The organism is Amycolatopsis thermoflava N1165 (assembly GCF_000473265.1).
GTDB lineage: Bacteria > Actinomycetota > Actinomycetes > Mycobacteriales > Pseudonocardiaceae > Amycolatopsis_E > Amycolatopsis_E thermoflava.
In genome coordinates, this window is sequence record NZ_KI421511.1 from 5,156,294 (window position 1) to 5,172,004 (window position 15,711).

The 15,711-nt window shown below is 69.1% G+C and carries 12 protein-coding genes; all 12 read right to left on the bottom strand.

From position 1 onward, the window contains the following. Positions 1–78: 78 nt before the first annotated feature. The 12 genes from rpoB to AMYTH_RS0125455 all read right to left on the bottom strand — a co-directional run bounded on the left by rpoB (position 79) and on the right by AMYTH_RS0125455 (position 15,652). Positions 79–3,579: a DNA-directed RNA polymerase subunit beta gene (rpoB, locus tag AMYTH_RS0125400; RefSeq protein ID WP_026153756.1), complete on the bottom strand. Its 3,501-nt coding sequence runs from the start codon at positions 3,577–3,579 to the stop codon at positions 79–81. A gap of 674 nt (positions 3,580–4,253) precedes the next feature. Beyond that, positions 4,254–5,168, bottom strand: a complete 915-nt coding sequence (locus AMYTH_RS0125405) for a hypothetical protein (RefSeq protein ID WP_027932632.1) — start codon at positions 5,166–5,168, stop codon at positions 4,254–4,256. 35 nt (positions 5,169–5,203) lie between these two features. Continuing rightward, a complete protein-coding gene (locus AMYTH_RS0125410) occupies positions 5,204–5,791 on the bottom strand; it encodes a hypothetical protein (RefSeq protein WP_027932633.1) in 588 nt (195 codons plus the stop codon). A gap of 36 nt (positions 5,792–5,827) precedes the next feature. Beyond that, a complete protein-coding gene (locus tag AMYTH_RS0125415; RefSeq protein ID WP_027932634.1) occupies positions 5,828–7,087 on the bottom strand; it encodes an MCE family protein in 1,260 nt (419 codons plus the stop codon). Continuing rightward, entirely contained in the window at positions 7,087–8,310 is a 1,224-nt protein-coding gene (locus AMYTH_RS0125420) for an MCE family protein (RefSeq protein ID WP_027932635.1), read from the bottom strand. The genes AMYTH_RS0125415 and AMYTH_RS0125420 overlap by 1 nt, the downstream gene beginning before the upstream one ends. After that, positions 8,307–9,491: an MCE family protein gene (locus AMYTH_RS0125425; RefSeq protein ID WP_027932636.1), complete on the bottom strand. Its 1,185-nt coding sequence runs from the start codon at positions 9,489–9,491 to the stop codon at positions 8,307–8,309. Before AMYTH_RS0125425 ends, AMYTH_RS0125420 begins: the two co-directional genes overlap by 4 nt. Beyond that, positions 9,488–10,474, bottom strand: a complete 987-nt coding sequence (locus AMYTH_RS0125430; RefSeq protein WP_027932637.1) for an MCE family protein — start codon at positions 10,472–10,474, stop codon at positions 9,488–9,490. The genes AMYTH_RS0125425 and AMYTH_RS0125430 overlap by 4 nt, the downstream gene beginning before the upstream one ends. Continuing rightward, the gene (locus tag AMYTH_RS0125435; protein ID WP_027932638.1) at positions 10,471–11,502 is read right to left on the bottom strand and encodes an MCE family protein; all 1,032 of its coding nucleotides are present in this window, start codon (positions 11,500–11,502) and stop codon (positions 10,471–10,473) included. The genes AMYTH_RS0125430 and AMYTH_RS0125435 overlap by 4 nt, the downstream gene beginning before the upstream one ends. After that, positions 11,499–12,833: an MCE family protein gene (locus AMYTH_RS0125440; RefSeq protein WP_027932639.1), complete on the bottom strand. Its 1,335-nt coding sequence runs from the start codon at positions 12,831–12,833 to the stop codon at positions 11,499–11,501. Before AMYTH_RS0125440 ends, AMYTH_RS0125435 begins: the two co-directional genes overlap by 4 nt. Before the next feature lie 7 nt (positions 12,834–12,840). Then, positions 12,841–13,680 carry an MlaE family ABC transporter permease gene (locus AMYTH_RS0125445; RefSeq protein WP_017986587.1) on the bottom strand — a complete coding sequence of 280 codons (840 nt, stop codon included), beginning with the start codon at positions 13,678–13,680 and terminating at the stop codon, positions 12,841–12,843. A gap of 2 nt (positions 13,681–13,682) precedes the next feature. Then, positions 13,683–14,477 (bottom strand): MlaE family ABC transporter permease, encoded by a 795-nt coding sequence (locus AMYTH_RS0125450; RefSeq protein WP_017986586.1) that lies wholly within the window; start codon positions 14,475–14,477, stop codon positions 13,683–13,685. Continuing rightward, entirely contained in the window at positions 14,474–15,652 is a 1,179-nt protein-coding gene (locus AMYTH_RS0125455; protein WP_027932640.1) for an ABC transporter ATP-binding protein, read from the bottom strand. The genes AMYTH_RS0125450 and AMYTH_RS0125455 overlap by 4 nt, the downstream gene beginning before the upstream one ends. Between the last annotated feature and the right edge of the window lie 59 nt (positions 15,653–15,711).

Genomic DNA, 15,711 nt, shown 5'->3' on the forward strand with positions numbered 1-15,711 from the left:
CTTTGGGGTTGATTCGGCTAGAGGAGTCGGCTACCGGGAGCGGGGCCGCGGGAGGTGGCCCCGCTCCCGGTCGCTACGTCATTGCACGACGTCGTCCACCGAGGGCGACTCGTTGCGGGACAGGTTGATGCCGAGGTTGGCGGCGGCGCGCTCCAGGTCCTCGTCGTCGGAGTCGCGCATCTCGATCGCCGCGCCGTCGCTGGAGAGGACCTCCACGTTCAGGCAGAGCGACTGCAGCTCCTTGAGGAGAACCTTGAACGACTCCGGGATGCCCGGGTCGGGGATGTTCTCGCCCTTGACGATCGCCTCGTACACCTTCACGCGGCCGACCACGTCGTCCGACTTGATCGTCAGCAGCTCCTGCAGCGTGTAGGCCGCGCCGTAGGCCTGCATCGCCCAGCACTCCATCTCGCCGAAGCGCTGGCCACCGAACTGCGCCTTACCACCCAGCGGCTGCTGGGTGATCATCGAGTACGGGCCGGTGGAGCGGGCGTGGATCTTGTCGTCCACCAGGTGGTGCAGCTTGAGGATGTACATGTAGCCGACGGCCACCGGGTACGGGAACGGCTCGCCGGAACGGCCGTCCAGCAGCGTCGCCTTGCCGTTCTCCTTGACCATGCGCTCGCCGTCCCGGTTGGGCCGGGTCGACGCGAGCAGGCCGGTGAGCTCCTCTTCCCGCGCGCCGTCGAACACCGGGGTCGCGGTGTTCGTGCCGGGCTCGACGTCGTAGAGCTCCTCGGAGAGGTTCTGCGCCCACTCCGGGTTGCCCTCGATCTTCCAGCCCTGCGAGGCGAGCCAGCCCAGGTGCAGCTCGAGGATCTGGCCGATGTTCATCCGTCGCGGCACACCGTGGGTGTTCAGGATGATGTCGACCGGGGTGCCGTCCTCCATGAACGGCATGTCCTCGACCGGCAGGATCTTGCCGATGACACCCTTGTTGCCGTGGCGGCCGGCGAGCTTGTCGCCCGGCTGGATCTTCCGCTTCTGCGCGACGTAGACGCGGACGAGCTCGTTCACGCCCGGGGGCAGCTCGTCGTCCTCCTCGCGGGAGAACACGCGGACGCCGATGACCTTGCCGGTCTCGCCGTGCGGCACCTTCAGCGACGTGTCGCGGACCTCGCGGGCCTTCTCGCCGAAGATCGCGCGGAGCAGGCGCTCCTCCGGGGTCAGCTCGGTCTCGCCCTTCGGCGTGACCTTCCCGACCAGGATGTCGCCATCGCGGACCTCCGCGCCGATGCGCACGATGCCGCGCTCGTCCAGGTCCGCCAGGACCTCCTCGGAGACGTTCGGGATGTCCCGGGTGATCTCCTCGGCGCCGAGCTTGGTGTCGCGGGCGTCGATCTCGTGCTCCTCGATGTGGATCGAGGTGAGCACGTCGTCCTGCACCAGGCGCTCGGAGAGGATGATCGCGTCCTCGTAGTTGTGGCCCTCCCACGGCATGATCGCCACGAGCAGGTTCTTGCCGAGCGCCATCTCACCCTGGTCGGTGGACGGGCCGTCGGCGATGACCTGGCCGGCCTCGACGCGGTCGCCCTCCGACACGATCGGGCGGTGGTTGAAGCAGGTGCCCGCGTTGGTGCGGCGGAACTTGTGCAGTCCGTAGCTCTTGCGGGTGCCGTCGTCGTGCATGATCGTCACGAGGTCGGCCGAGAGCTCCTCGACGACACCGGCCTGCTCGGCGACGAGCACGTCACCGGCGTCGACCGCGGCACGCAGCTCCATGCCGGTGCCGACCAGCGGCGACTCGGCGCGCAGCAGCGGCACGGCCTGGCGCTGCATGTTGGCACCCATCAGCGCGCGGTTGGCGTCGTCGTGCTCGAGGAACGGGATCATCGCGGTGGCGACCGACACCATCTGACGCGGCGACACGTCCATGTAGTCGATCTCCAGCGGGTCGAGCAGCTCGACCTCGCCACCCTTGCGTCGACCCAGGACCTGGGCCTCGGCGAAGTGACCGTCCTCGGTCAGCGGCGCGTTGGCCTGCGCCTTGACGTAGCGGTCCTCCTCGTCGGCGGTCAGGTAGTCGACCTGGTCGGTGACCCGGCCCTCGACGACCTTCCGGTACGGCGTCTCGATGAAGCCGAACGGGTTGACCCGCGCGTAGGAGCACAGCGAGCCGATCAGGCCGATGTTCGGGCCTTCCGGCGTCTCGATCGGGCACATGCGGCCGTAGTGCGACGGGTGAACGTCACGGACCTCCATGCCGGCGCGCTCACGGGACAGACCACCCGGGCCCAGCGCGTTGAGGCGGCGCTTGTGGGTCAGGCCCGACAGCGGGTTGTTCTGGTCCATGAACTGCGACAGCTGCGAGGTGCCGAAGAACTCCTTGATCGCAGCCACCACGGGGCGGATGTTGATCAGGGTCTGCGGCGTGATCGCCTCGACGTCCTGCGTGGTCATCCGCTCGCGGACGACGCGCTCCATGCGGGACAGGCCGACCCGGATCTGGTTCTGGATCAGCTCGCCCACGGTGCGGATGCGGCGGTTGCCGAAGTGGTCGATGTCGTCGACCTCGACCGGGACCTCGTTCTCGCCCTCGCCCATCTTGGTCTCGCCCGCGTGCAGGCGGACCAGGTACTCGATGGTCGAGACGATGTCCTCTTCGGTGAGGGTGCCGGTCTCGTACGGCAGGTTCAGGCCCAGCTTCTTGTTCAGCTTGTAGCGGCCGACCTTGGCCAGGTCGTAGCGCTTCTCCTTGAAGAACAGGTTCTCCAGGAGCGTCTGGGCGCTCTCCTTGGTCGGCGGCTCGCCCGGGCGCAGCTTGCGGTAGATGTCGAGCAGCGCCTCGTCGGTGCCGGCCGTGTGGTCCTTCTCGAGCGTCGCGAGCAGGGTCTCCGAGAAGTGGAACCGCTCGCGGATCTGCTCGGTGGTCCAGCCGAGGGCCTTCAGCAGCACGGTCACCGGCTGGCGGCGCTTGCGGTCGATGCGGACGCCGACGGTGTCGCGCTTGTCCACGTCGAACTCGAGCCACGCGCCGCGGCTCGGGATGATCTTGACGCTGAAGACGTCCTTGTCGGTGGTCTTGTCGACGCTGGTGTCGAAGTAGACGCCGGGCGACCGGACCAGCTGGGACACCACGACACGCTCGGTGCCGTTGATGATGAAGGTCCCCTTCTCGGTCATCACGGGGAAGTCGCCCATGAAGACCGTCTGGGACTTGATCTCGCCGGTGTTGTTGTTGACGAACTCGGCGGTCACGAACAGCGGGGCCGCGTACGTCATGTCCTTGTCCTTGCACTCCTCGACGGAGGCCTTGACCTCGTCGAAGCGCGGGTCGGAGAAGGACAGGGACATCGAACCGGAGAAGTCCTCGATCGGCGAGATCTCGTTGAGGACCTCTTCGAGGCCGCCGACGGGGTTCTCCTCGCCCTCGTTCACGCGGCGCTCGAACCACTTCTCGTCACCGGTGAACCACTGGAAGGACTGGATCTGCACGTCCAGCAGGTTGGGGGTGGGGAGGGGCTCGCGGATCTTCGCGAACGAGACCCGCTTGGGGGCTCCGGGAATTCCCGTCGGGTTCGGCTCCGTTACAGCCGAGGTGGTCGCAGCAGTGGCCTGGTTCGCGGGAGAGACTGCCAAGATGCGTCCTTCCGGGGACAATGAGCGGTGCGCAGCCGCGTTAGCAACAGCTAAAGCGACTGTCAAGGGTGCCGTGTGCCCACTATCCTAGCTTCCGTCTCCGGGCAGCCTGAAAGAGGGCAGCGCAAAGAAGCAGTCTAGCCCGAACGACGCGTTCTGTCGAGGGGGCCTCTCGATGGGGCCCGCACCTCGATCACGACGTCCTCAGGCATCGCCTCCCGGCAGACCCTCCCGCAGGGTGCTGCCGTTGGCGATAAGCGTGAACCCCCGGCGCCGAAGAGTCAAGATGCCACGCGGCGAACCCGCCGGTTGGCGCAACGACATCGCGGTCCGTACACGGCTTCGACCTGGGGATTCGTGCGCGCGGAGGCGCTCCGGGACGGATGCGGTCACCAGGGGTTGCGGGCCGGCTCACGCCGGTCCAAGATCGTCCTCGGGTGTTGTGACGGGGCCCCGCGGAGCGGCGCGGCGGCCCCGGTTCGGCCGTCGCGGAGGAGCGATCGCGGCGGTTTCGAGTGGCGCGCTTCACGCGCGCGAGAGTGTTGCGTCGTGCCCCGGTGAGCCGGCTCGGGAAGCGGCGACGGGATGGGCACGCCCGTCCGGGCACCAGCTGGGCGAGGACAGCGGAACGGCCCGCCGGGCCAGGGGCTCGGCGGGCCGTGGTGCCGTTGGGGTCAGCGGGACGGTGCCGGGGACGCCGGGGGCGCGCTGGACGGCGCAGGCGTCGGCGTCGGCTGGTCCGCCGCGTACGTGTTGAGGGCGGACACCTTCCACTTCCCGTCGACGTACTGCATGTTCAGCCACAGCTGGGCGCTGCCGCTCGCGGTCTGGTTCTGGTCCGTGCGCGTCGAGGTCTGGTCGACGAACACCATGACTTTCGCGCGGTCCCCGTCGAGCATGATCACCGCGCTGCGGGTCGCCTTCACCGTGACCACGATCTTCTGCTGCGGGGCCAGCCGCTCGACCTCGCCGAAGATGCGGTTGTACGTGGCCTTCACCTCGTCGTTGAGGAGCAGATCCTTGGCCGCGTCCTGGGTCTTGGCGATGTTGTTGAAGTCGTAGGAGAACAGCGACTCCACGGCGTTCGACGCGGCCTTGCTGACGTCCGCGGTGCGGGCCGTGTCCAGCAGGGCGGTGTTCGAGGTCATCGCGTCGACGCGGTTGCCCTCGATCTTGAACCACACGGCGAACCCGGCCAGCACCAGCGCCAGGCCGAACAGCGCGCCGGCCAGGACGTACGGGCTGGTCGTGCGCCGCTGGCGCGGCTCCGCGGGCTCCTCCTCCGCCGCGGCGGCCTCGGCCTCGGCGTAGCTCTCCGGCTTCGGCTCCCCCGCGTCGCGGGCCTTCGGCCGCGGGCTGGGCCGCCGGGGCTCGGCCGGGGCTTCCGCGGCCTCCTCGGACTCGACCGATGCAGGGTCAGCCGATGCGGGCTCGGCCGGCGCCGAAGCCTCCTCGACCTCGGGCGCGCCGACCTCCTCGGGCCCGGGGTACTCCTCGTCGCGGGGCCTCGGCGAGGGACGCCGGATCCCGGCGCCGGCGACCTTGGGGCGGCGGCGCACCGGCGGCGGCTGCCGGCGAGACGGTGGCATGACTGGTCCTCTCCTCGTACGCCTGTGGGCGACGGTTACTGCCCGCTCACGAGCGGCACCGACCCGATCCCGGACACCTTCCACTCGTCACCGACACGGGTCATCTGCACCTCCAGCCGCAGCGGCTTGGCGGCCGGCGGGGCGCCCTCCTGCGCGACCAGCGTGCTGATCGCCGCCAGGAAGCTCGCCTTCCCGCCGTGCAGGTCCAGCTCCTCCACCCCGATGTCCTGCACCGTGGTGGTCACCTTGGTCTTGGCGGCGGCCATCGCCTGGCGGTAGTTCTGCTCGCTCGCGGTGATCTGGTCGACGAGGTCCTGGGTCGACACGGCCTTCTGCTGCGCGAAGTAGGCGTCCGGGTTGGTGTAGTCCAGCTCGGTGTACGCCTTGACCGCCGCGTTGCCCGCCTTGACGACATCGTCGCGGGCCTGGGCCAGCGCCAGGTTGTCGTCGGCGGAGGCGACCCACCACTGGACGCCGAAGATCCCGGCGACGATCAGCGCCGCCGCGGCCAGTGCGGCCGTGCCCAGGACCAGGTAGCGGCCCAGCTTGTCCCCGGCCGCCTTGTCCTCGGCGGGCGGATCCGGGAAGCCGGCGTCCTCGGTCCGTGCCTCGTCCGAACTCATAACACTCCAGAGTAGGTAGGTCGGGTGTGGGCGGCGTCAGCCGGGCAGCCCCAGCAGCGCGGTCAGGCTGGTGATCGAGACGCCGGGCGAGCCGACGACGCCGGGGGTGCCCCGCATGTACGCCAGCTGCTCCTCGTCGCGGGTCGAGTTCTGCTCCACTTCCTGCGGCGTCGGCGCGACCGGCACACCGTTGTACGGCGCGTTCTGGGCGCCGCGCACGCCGATCGGGCTGCCTGCGGGCTCCGCGCAGTACGAGTTCAGGTTCGGGTCGCGCGGGGTCGTCTCCGCGCCCGTGCGGTACTCCTGCGGGCTCATGTAGCCCTTGGTGCACACCGGCGGGTCGAACAGGTTGAGCGCGAGCCCGAGGTGCGCGGTGCCGTCGCCGGGCGCCACGCTGCGGGCGCCTACCGCCAGCACCGGATAGCTGACCAGCACCTGCTGGATGCCGTCCTGCCGGGTCAGCAGCAGGTTCGACGTGGTCAGCAGGTTCGCGGTCAGCTCGCCGAGGCCGGGCCCGAGGTCGGTGACGAACTGGTTGACCGTCTGCGCGGCGCCGGGGGCGACCTCGATCAGCCGCCGGATGTCGGCGTCGGAGCCCTTCAGCGTCGCGGACAGCTCGTTGAGGTTGGCGCTGAACTCCTTCAGGTTGCCTGCCTGCTGGTTCTGCGTCTGCAGCACCCGCTCACCGGAGTCGAGCAGCTGCACGGTCTGCGGCAGGTACTGCTGCGCCGTGGCGGTGAAGTCGCGCGCGGTGTCCAGCAGCTGCTGCAGGCCCGGCCCGGTGCCGTTGAACGCGTCGTAGGACTCGTCGACGACGGTCCGCAGCGCGTCCTTGGGCACCGAGGACGCCAGGCTGTCCAGGTCGGTGATGATCTGGTCGGTTCCGATCGGCACCTGGGCCTTCGCGGCCGGGATCACCGAGCCGCCCGCGAGGTACGGACCGCCGTCGGCGACCGGCCGCAGGTCGACGAACTGCTCGCCGACGGCCGACCGGTTCGCGATGACGGCCTGCAGGTTCGCCGGCACCTGCGGGGTGTCCGGCGCGATTTCCAGGTCGGCCTCCAGCCCGTCGGCGGTGAGCCGCAGCTGGCCGACCTTGCCGATGTTGTAGCCGCGGTAGGTGACCTCGGCGCCGGTGAAGATGCCGCCGGACTGGGTCAGCTCGAGCTTGACCGTGTACCCGGTCTGGCCGAACACCTGCCCGAGCCCGGCGAACCGGACCAGCGCGTACACCACGGCCACCACGGAGATGACCAGGAACGCGAGCAGTTGGATCTTGGTCTTGCGGACCAGCATCACGCACCCCCCGCCAGCAGGCCGAAGATGCCCGCGACCCCGGTCTGTTGCGGCTGCGCCCCGGTCGCGCCGGTGGTACCGGTGGCCCCGGTAGCCGCTGCGCTCTGCGACTCGCCCGGCAACGGCAGTGGCGGCGGCTGGTTGGCCTGCTCGCCCTCGACGCCGCCGGTGAGCCCGGCCAGGCTGTCCGGCAGCACACCGCCGAGCGGGTTCTGCCTGCTCCGGCTCAAGTTCTGCAGCACGTTCTGCAGGTTCAGGTCGATCTTGGCGTAGAGGTTGAAGTAGTCGCCCTTCACGCCGTCGATCGCCGCGTCGGTGAACGGGTAGGTCAGCAGGATCTCCAGCGACTTGGGGAGGTCGGCGCCTGCCTCGCCGAGCTTCTGCAGCGTCGGCAGCAGCGCCCGCAGGTCGGCGACCAGGTTCTCCTGGCTCTTGTTCAGCGTGTCGACGGTGACGCCGGAGAGGTTCTGCAGCGCCTGCAGCATGGTGACCAGCTGGGTGCGCTGCTGCTCCAGGACGCCGATGCCCGGGCCGAGGTCGTCGATCGCGTTGACGATCTGGTCCTTCTGCCCGGCCAGTGTGCTGGCGAGCCGGTTGAGGCCGTCCAGCGCGCGGGTGATGTCGCCGGACTGGGCGTCCAGTGTGGACACCAGCTGGTTGGCGTTGTCCAGCAGGCGCCGGATGTCCGGCTCACGCCCCTCGGTGGCGGCGTTGAGCTCCTTGGTGATGGTGTTGAGCTGCTCGACCCCGCCGCCGTTGAGCAGCATGGACAGCGCACCGAGCACCTCCTCCACCTCGACGCTGCGGTTGGTGCGCGCCAGCGGGATCTCCGCGCCGTCGGTGAGCGTGCCCTGCGCCAGGTCGTCGCCGGGCGAGGCCAGCTCGACGTACTTCTCGCCGAGGAGGCTGGACTGCCGGATGTTGGCGAGCGAGTTGGCGGGCAGCTTGACGTCGCCGTTGAGCTTCACGGTGACCTCGGCGTGCCAGCCGTCCGGGGTCAGCCCGATCGCCTCGACCCGGCCGACCGGGACCTCGTTGACCTTGACCCCGGCCTGCGGCACGAGGTCGAGGACGTCGTTGAACTGGACCTTGACCGTGTACGGGTGGTCGCCGAGGTCGGCGCCGCCGGGCAGCGGCACGTCGTAGATGCCGCCGAACGAGCAGCCGGACAGGGTCAGCGCGCCGGCCACGCCGGCGGCGGCGAGCGCGATCGTCTTCCTCATCGCGACGCCCCCGTTCCGTAGACCGTCTGCGCCAGCGGGAGCGGCAGCGGCGGCAGCTCGCCGTTCTGCAGCGCGTGCACGGTCTGCGCGACCGACGGCAGCGGCACCGCGCCGTCCAGCAGCGGCGCGACCGAGCTGCACAGGTCGCCGAGCGCGTCCAGCGCGGACGGGGTCTGCTTGAGCAGGTTGCAGATCATCACGATCGGCGGCTGGGTCAGCTCGTTGAGGTTGGCCCGCGCGTCGAGCGTGCCCGACGAGCCGTTGTAGGCGTTGATCACGTTGTTCAGGCCGACCGGCGCGACGTCGAGGATCTCGGCGAGCGCGCTGCGCTGGTCCACCAGCACCTGGGTCACGCTGGCCAGTTTGTCCACGTTGGACTTGAGCCGGTCCGAGTGGTTGTTGATGAACTGCTGCACCGTGGCGAGCGTGGTGCCGAGCTGCTGCACCGTGGCGGCCAGGTTGTCCTTCTCCCCCGCCAGGTAGCCGGAGACGTCGGCGAGCCGCTGCTCGAACTGGCGCACCTGGTTGTCGCTGTTGGCGAGCGTGGTGGTGAAGTCGGCCAGATTGGAGATCGTGCCGAACAGGTCGTCCTCGTTGCCGGACAACGTCTTCGACGCCTGGCTCAGCTTGGTGATCGTGTCGTGCAGGGCCTGGCCGTTGCCGTCCAGGTTCTGCGCCAGCGTGGTGAGCAGGTCCGACAGCGAGCCGTTCTGGTTCACCCCGTTCGGGCCGAGCGAGCGGCTGATCTTGTCCAGGCTGTCGTAGAGCTGGTCGACCTCGATCGGCACCGCGGTCTTCTCCAGCGGGATGGTGGCGCCCTCGCTGATCACCTCGCCGCCGGTGTAGGCCGGGGCGAGCTGCACGTACCGGTCGCTGACCAGCGACGGCGCGACGATCGCGGCCTGCGCGTCGGCGGGCACCCGCACCGCGCGGTCGTACTCCATCACGACCTTGACCCGGTCGCCCATCGGCTCGACCGAGGTCACCTTGCCCATGTCCACACCGAGCACCCGCACGCTGTTGCCGACGTAGAGGCCGGTCGCGCTGGTGAAGTAGGCGGTGAGGTGCTTCTTGTCGGCGTCCTTGAGGGTCCACCAGAGCACGCCGGCCACGACGAGACCGAGCACGCACGCCGCGGCGACGCCGCGCGCGAGGGATCGGCCGAAGCGGGTCTCCGTCATTTCTGGTTGCACCCCTCTTCGTTCAGGGGGCCGATCGAAGGCAGGATCAGACCGCAGATGTAGTTGTCGAACCAGTGCCCGTTGCCGACGGTGTTGGTGAACACGCGGATGTAGGGCGCGAACCGGGCGATGCCCTGCGCCAGGTTGTCCTGGTTGCGCTGCAGCATCGCGGTGAGCTGGTCGAGCGAGGTCAGCACCGGCGTCAGCTGGGCGTCGTTGTCGGTCACCAGGCCCTGCAGCTGCCGGGACAGCTCCTGCGAGCCGGCCAGCAGCGTGGAGATCGCCTGCTCACGCGCCGCGACCTCCTGCAGCACCAGGTTGCCGTCCTGCAGCAGCCGGGTCAGCTGCTGGTCGCGGTCGGCCAGCGTCTGCGAGATCTGGTTGGTGTTCTGCAGCAGCTGCGCCAGCTCGGTGTCCCGCTTGGCGATCGTGTCGGACAGCTGCGACAGGCCGTTGAGCGCGCCGCGGACGTTGTCGGAGGTGCCCGACAGCGTCTGGGACAGCACGTCGAAGGATTGGGCCAGCTGGTCCGTGTCGATGTCGTTGACCGTCGACGACAGGTCCCGGAACGCGTCCAGCACGTCGTAGGGCGCCAGCGTCCGTTCCTTCGGGATCGGCGTGCCCGGGTCGAGCGCCTTCTCGCCGACCGGGTCGAGCGCGAGGTACTTCTGGCCGAGCAGCGTCTTGATCTTGATCGCCGCCGCGGTCTTGTCGCCGAGCCAGGTGTCCTTGACCTTGAACGTCACCTTCACCGACGCGCCGTCCAGCGTCACGTCGGTGACCTTGCCGACCTTCACGCCGGCGACCCGCACCTCGTCGTCGGCCTTCAGGCCGGCCGCCTCGGTGAACTCCGCCTCGTAACTGGTCCCGGCGCCGATGATCGGCAGGTCGTCGGCGTTGAGCGCGGCGATGAAGCCCAGCAGCATCAGCACGAGGCCGACGGCCGCGATGGGCACCGGGTTGCGTGACTGGAAGCTCCTCATGATCCGCACCGCGCCTGGGTCGCCGGCATGATCGGGAGGTTGATCTCCTGGTTGATCAGCGGCGGCAGCGACACGCTCCCGCTCGCCGAGCAGAGGTAGAAGTTGAACCAGGAACCGTAGTCGGCCGTGCGCGCCAGCGTCGTGACCTTCTCCGGCAGGAACTGGATGAAGTGCTCCACCAGTGGCTCGCTGTCGTTGAGGTTCTGGGCGAGCCCGCCCAGCGCCGAGATGTCGTTCTTGAGCGGTTCGCGCGCCTCGTCGAGGAAGCCCGCGGTCGTGTTGGCCAGGCCGCCGAGCGCGTCGATCGCGTCACCGATCGAGTCGCGGTCCTGCGCCAGGCCGGTGGTGAGCTGCTGCAGCTTGTCGATCAGGTCGGTCAGCTGCGGGGTGTGCGCGTTGACCGCGTCCAGCACCGTGTTCAGGTTGGTCACCACCTGGCCGATCACCTGGTCCTTCTGCGCGATCGTGGTGGTCAGCGACGCGGTGTGGGCGAGCAGGCTGTCGATCGTGCCGCCCTCGCCCTGCAGGACCTGGATCAGCTCGTAGGACAGCTTGTTGACGTCCTCCGGGTTGAGCGCGCGGAACAGCGGCTTGAACCCGTTGAACAGCTCGTCCAGGTCGAGCGCGGGCGTGGTGCGCTCCAGCGGGATCGTGCTGCCCGGCTTGAGCGTCCCCTTGTCGTCCCCGGTGCCCTGGCCGAGCGAGAGGTACCGCTGGCCGACCAGGTTGCGGTACTTGATCTGCACCGTCACCCCGGCGGGCAGGGTGCGGCCCTGGTCGACCTCGAAGTCGATCTGGGCCTGCCGCCGGTCGACGATCTTGACGTCGGTGACCTGCCCGACCTTCACGCCCGCGATGCGGACGTCGTCGCCGGGCAGCACCAGCGTGGCGTCGGTGAAGCGGGCGCTGTAGCCGGTGGTGTCCTGGGTGTTGATGTTGGCGATGCTGATGCCGAGGATCGCCGTGAACAACACGGTGATCACGATGAAGATGGTCAGCTTGACCAGCGGCGCGACCAGTCCCCTCACTTGACCGTCACCTCCGCACCCCGGTAGAGCGGGCCCACGAGCAGGCCGGACCAGCCCGGCATGGCCGCCGGGTCGAGGCCGACCTGCGGGCCGACGAGCTGGGACAGGAAGTCGAGCTCGGCCCGGCTGTTGGCCGGGTTGCCGCCCGCCGCGCCGCCGCCGTTGTAGCCGCCGGCGTCGGCGATGGTGTTGGCGGGCTGGAGCCCGTCACTGGCCGGCCGCGAGCCCGGCGTCGGCTGGGCGCCGTCCTTGATCGGGCCCTCCGGCGGGTACTGCGGGAACGGCTGCGGGAAGTCCTTGACGTTGTAGCAGCGCGGGCCCCGCTTGTCCTCGAAACGCGGCTCGTCGCGGCCCGCCACGTACGGCCCGCGGGTGGTGACGATCTCGATCGTCGCGTGCAGGCCCGGCTGGTTCGTGCCCTTGCCCAGCGCCTCGTCCACGTAGGGCACCAGCTCGGCCATCGAGCCGAACAGGCACGGGTACTCCGGCGCGTACTTCGCCAGCAGCTCGGCCGTCGGCCGGGAGTTCTCGGCGAGGCTGATCAGGTTGCTCGCGTTCGCGCTCACGAACGATTCCAGGGTCTGCGACGCGGCCGTCACGTTGGCGTAGAGGGCCTGCAGGTTCTGCTGCTCGTCGAACACCGTCTTCGTCGTGGTCGACAGGTTGTCCAGCGTCTGCACCAGGTCCGGCGCGGCGTCGCTGAGGTTGTCGGAGAACTTCGCCAGCTCGCGCAGGTTCTCCTGCAGCTGCGGCAGGTGCGGGTTCAGGTCGCCGAAGTAGGTGCCCAGCTCCGACAGGGTCTGCCCGAGCGTCTCGCCGCGGCCCTGCAGGGCGGTCGAGATGGCGGTCAGCGTGGTGGACAGCTTCTCCGGCTGCACGGCCTGCAAGACCGGCAGCAGGTTGTCCAGCGCCTGCGACAGCTGGACCGCGTTCTGCGTGCGGTCCTCGGGGATCACGTCACCGGCGGCGAGCGTCCGCGCCGACGGCTGCTCCGGGATCTCCAGCGACACGTACCGCTCGCCGAACAGCGTCTTCGGCAGGAACCGGGCGCTGACGTTCTCCGGGATCAGCTTCGCCGACTCCGGGTCCAGGGCCAGCGTCAGCGTGGCGCCCTCCGCGCTCGCGTCGATCGACTTCACCGACCCGACGATCAGCCCGCGCACCTTCACGTCCGACTGCGGCAGCAGCTGGTTGCCGACCTCGCCGGCCTGCAGCTTCACCTCGACCGTCGGCGTGAACGCCCGGTTGTACATGGCGATCGACAGCGTGACGCCCGCCGCGAGCACCACGATCAGGAGCAGGCCGAGCAGCCTGCGGCGCAAGGTCACCACAGTGATGTCACCCCGCGATCCGGACCGTCACCGAGGTCCCCCAGATGGCGAACCCGATGAAGAAGTTGATGATGGCGACCGTGACGATGCTCAGCCGCACCGCGCGGCCCACCGCCACGCCCACGCCCGCCGGGCCGCCGGAGGCGCGGTACCCGAAGTAGCAGTGGGTCAGGATGATCACGACGCTGAATATCAGCACCTTGATGAACGAGTAGAAGACGTCCTCGGGAGGTAAGAACAGGTTGAAGTAGTGGTCGTAGGTGCCTTCGGACTGCCCGTAGATGTAGATGACCACCAGCCGCGACGCCAGGTACGACGACAGCAGGCCGATCACGTACAGCGGGATGACCGCGACGAACCCGGCGATGATCCGCGTGGTCACCAGGTACGGCAGGCTCGGCACGCCCATCACCTCGAGCGCGTCGATCTCCTCCGAGATCCGCATCGCGCCCAGCTGCGCGGTGAACCCGGCGCCGACGGTCGCCGACAACGCGAGGCCCGCGACCAGCGGGGCGATCTCGCGGGTGTTGAAGAACGCCGTCAGGAAGCCGGTGAACGCCGACGTGCCGATCGAGTTCAGGGCCGAGTAGCCCTGGAGGCCGACGAGGACACCGGTGAACAGGGTGAGGCCGATCATCACGCCGACCGTGCCGCCGATGACCGCCAGCGAGCCCGAGCCGAAGCTGACCTCGGCCAGCAGCCGCAGAACTTCCTTGGTGTAGCGGCGGATCGTGCGCGGCGTCCACGCCAGCGCTCGGATGTAGAACGACATCTGGTCGCCGAAGTTGTCCAGCACCTCGAGTGGACGGTGGGCGATCCGCTTCGCCGTCTGACCGATGTTCGCCATGATCAGCTCAGCTTTCCGGGGACGATCTGCAGGTAGATGAGCGTGATCACGAAGTTCACGACGAAGAGCAGCAGGAACGTGATGACGACGGACTGGTTCACCGCGTCGCCCACGCCCTTCGGGCCGCCTGCGGGGTTCAGCCCGCGGTAGGCGGCGACCACGGCGGCGATGAAGCCGAAGATGAGCGCCTTGATCTCGCCGACCCACAAGTCGGGCAGCTGCGCCAGCGCCGAGAAACTCGCCAGGTACGCGCCCGGCGTGCCGCCCTGCAGCACCACGTTGAAGAAGTAGCCGCCGAGCACGCCGATGACGCTGACCATGCCGTTGAGCAGCAGCGCGACGAGCATCGACGCGAGCACACGCGGCACGATCAGCCGCTGCACCGCGGAGACGCCGAGCACCTCCATCGCGTCGATCTCCTCGCGGATCGTGCGCGCGCCGATGTCCGCGCAGATCGCGCTGCCGCCCGCGCCCGCGACGAGCAGCGCGGTCACCAGCGGGGCGGCCTGCTGCACGGTGGCGAGCACGCTGCCGGCGCCGGTGTAGGACTGCGCGCCGAGCTGGCGCGCGAGGGACCCGAACTGCAGCGAGATGACCGCGCCGAACGGGATCGCGACGAGGGCCGTGGGCAGGATCGTGACGCTCGCGATGAACCACGACTGCTGGATGAACTCCCGCAACTGGAACGGCCGCTGGAAGAACCCGCGGATGATGTCCAGCCCGAGGGCGAACAGCTTCCCGGTCTCACGCAGCATTCCGATCCCGGGAACCTTGGCCGAGGAGGCCGTCGAGCTCATGCCTCACCGGCCCCCGGGCCACGCAACCGGTCGGTGGTATCGGTTCTGCTGGGCCACCCGGACTGCGGCATGCGCGCGATTTCCTCGTCGGAGAGCTGACCCTGGTGGTGCGTGGGCAGCGGCATGGTTTGGGCGGCGGCGTGGCGGCTGCCGGTGTGCACCGCGCGGCGCGGCGTGACGCCGTAGTGGCGCTGCTCCTCCGGGGACAGGGACTCGATGATCCCCTCCTGCGCCGCTGGCGGCAGGGTGTGCAGGATCTTCATGACGCGGTCCTTGCGGCGGATCGCGCCCTGCCTGGTCGGCACGCCCGGGGTCGGCTGCATCTGGGCCGGGATGCCGGTGACGTCCTCGACCCCGCCCGCGTGGTGGCCTGCCTCGAACATGGCGCGCTCGGCGGCCATCTGGGCGGTGTCCTTCTCCTCGGACATGCCGATCGGGCCGTCCATGCGGCCGTTGAGGAACTGCTTGACGACCGGCTCCTCGCTGGTCAGCAGCACCTCGCGGGGGCCGAACATGACCAGCTCCTTGCGGAAGAGCATGCCCAGGTTGTCCGGCACCGTGCGGGCCAGGTTGATGTTGTGCGTGACGATCAGGAACGTCGCGTCGATCTGCGCGTTGACGTCGATGAACAGCTGCGAGATGTAGGTGGTGCGGACCGGGTCCAGACCCGAGTCCGGCTCGTCGACCAGGATGATCTCCGGGTCCAGCACCAGGGCGCGGGCCAGGCCGGCGCGCTTGCGCATACCGCCGGAAATCTCGCCGGGCAGCTTCTTCTCGGCACCGGCCAGACCGGTCATCTCGAGCTTTTCCAGGACGATCCGGCGGATCTCGGTCTCGGATTTCTTGGTGTGCTCGCGCAGCGGGAACGCGACGTTGTCGTAGAGGTTCATGGAACCGAACAGCGCGCCGTCCTGGAACAGCACACCGAACAATTTTCGCGTTTCGTAGAGCTTGTGCTCGCTGCACCGCACGATGTCGACACCGTTGATCATGCAGCTGCCCCGGTCGGGCTTGAGCAGCCCGATCATGGACTTCAGGAACACCGACTTGCCGGTGCCCGACGGGCCCAGCATGACCGACACCTCGCCCGGAGGCAGTGTCAAGGTCACGTCCCGCCAAATGGTCTGCCGCCCGAAGGACTTGGTCAGACCCTCGATGACCACCTCGGCACCCATCGAACCTCCCGCAGCTCCGACGCCGTGGATCAACACCCTGGCACACGCCTGCCCGGCGT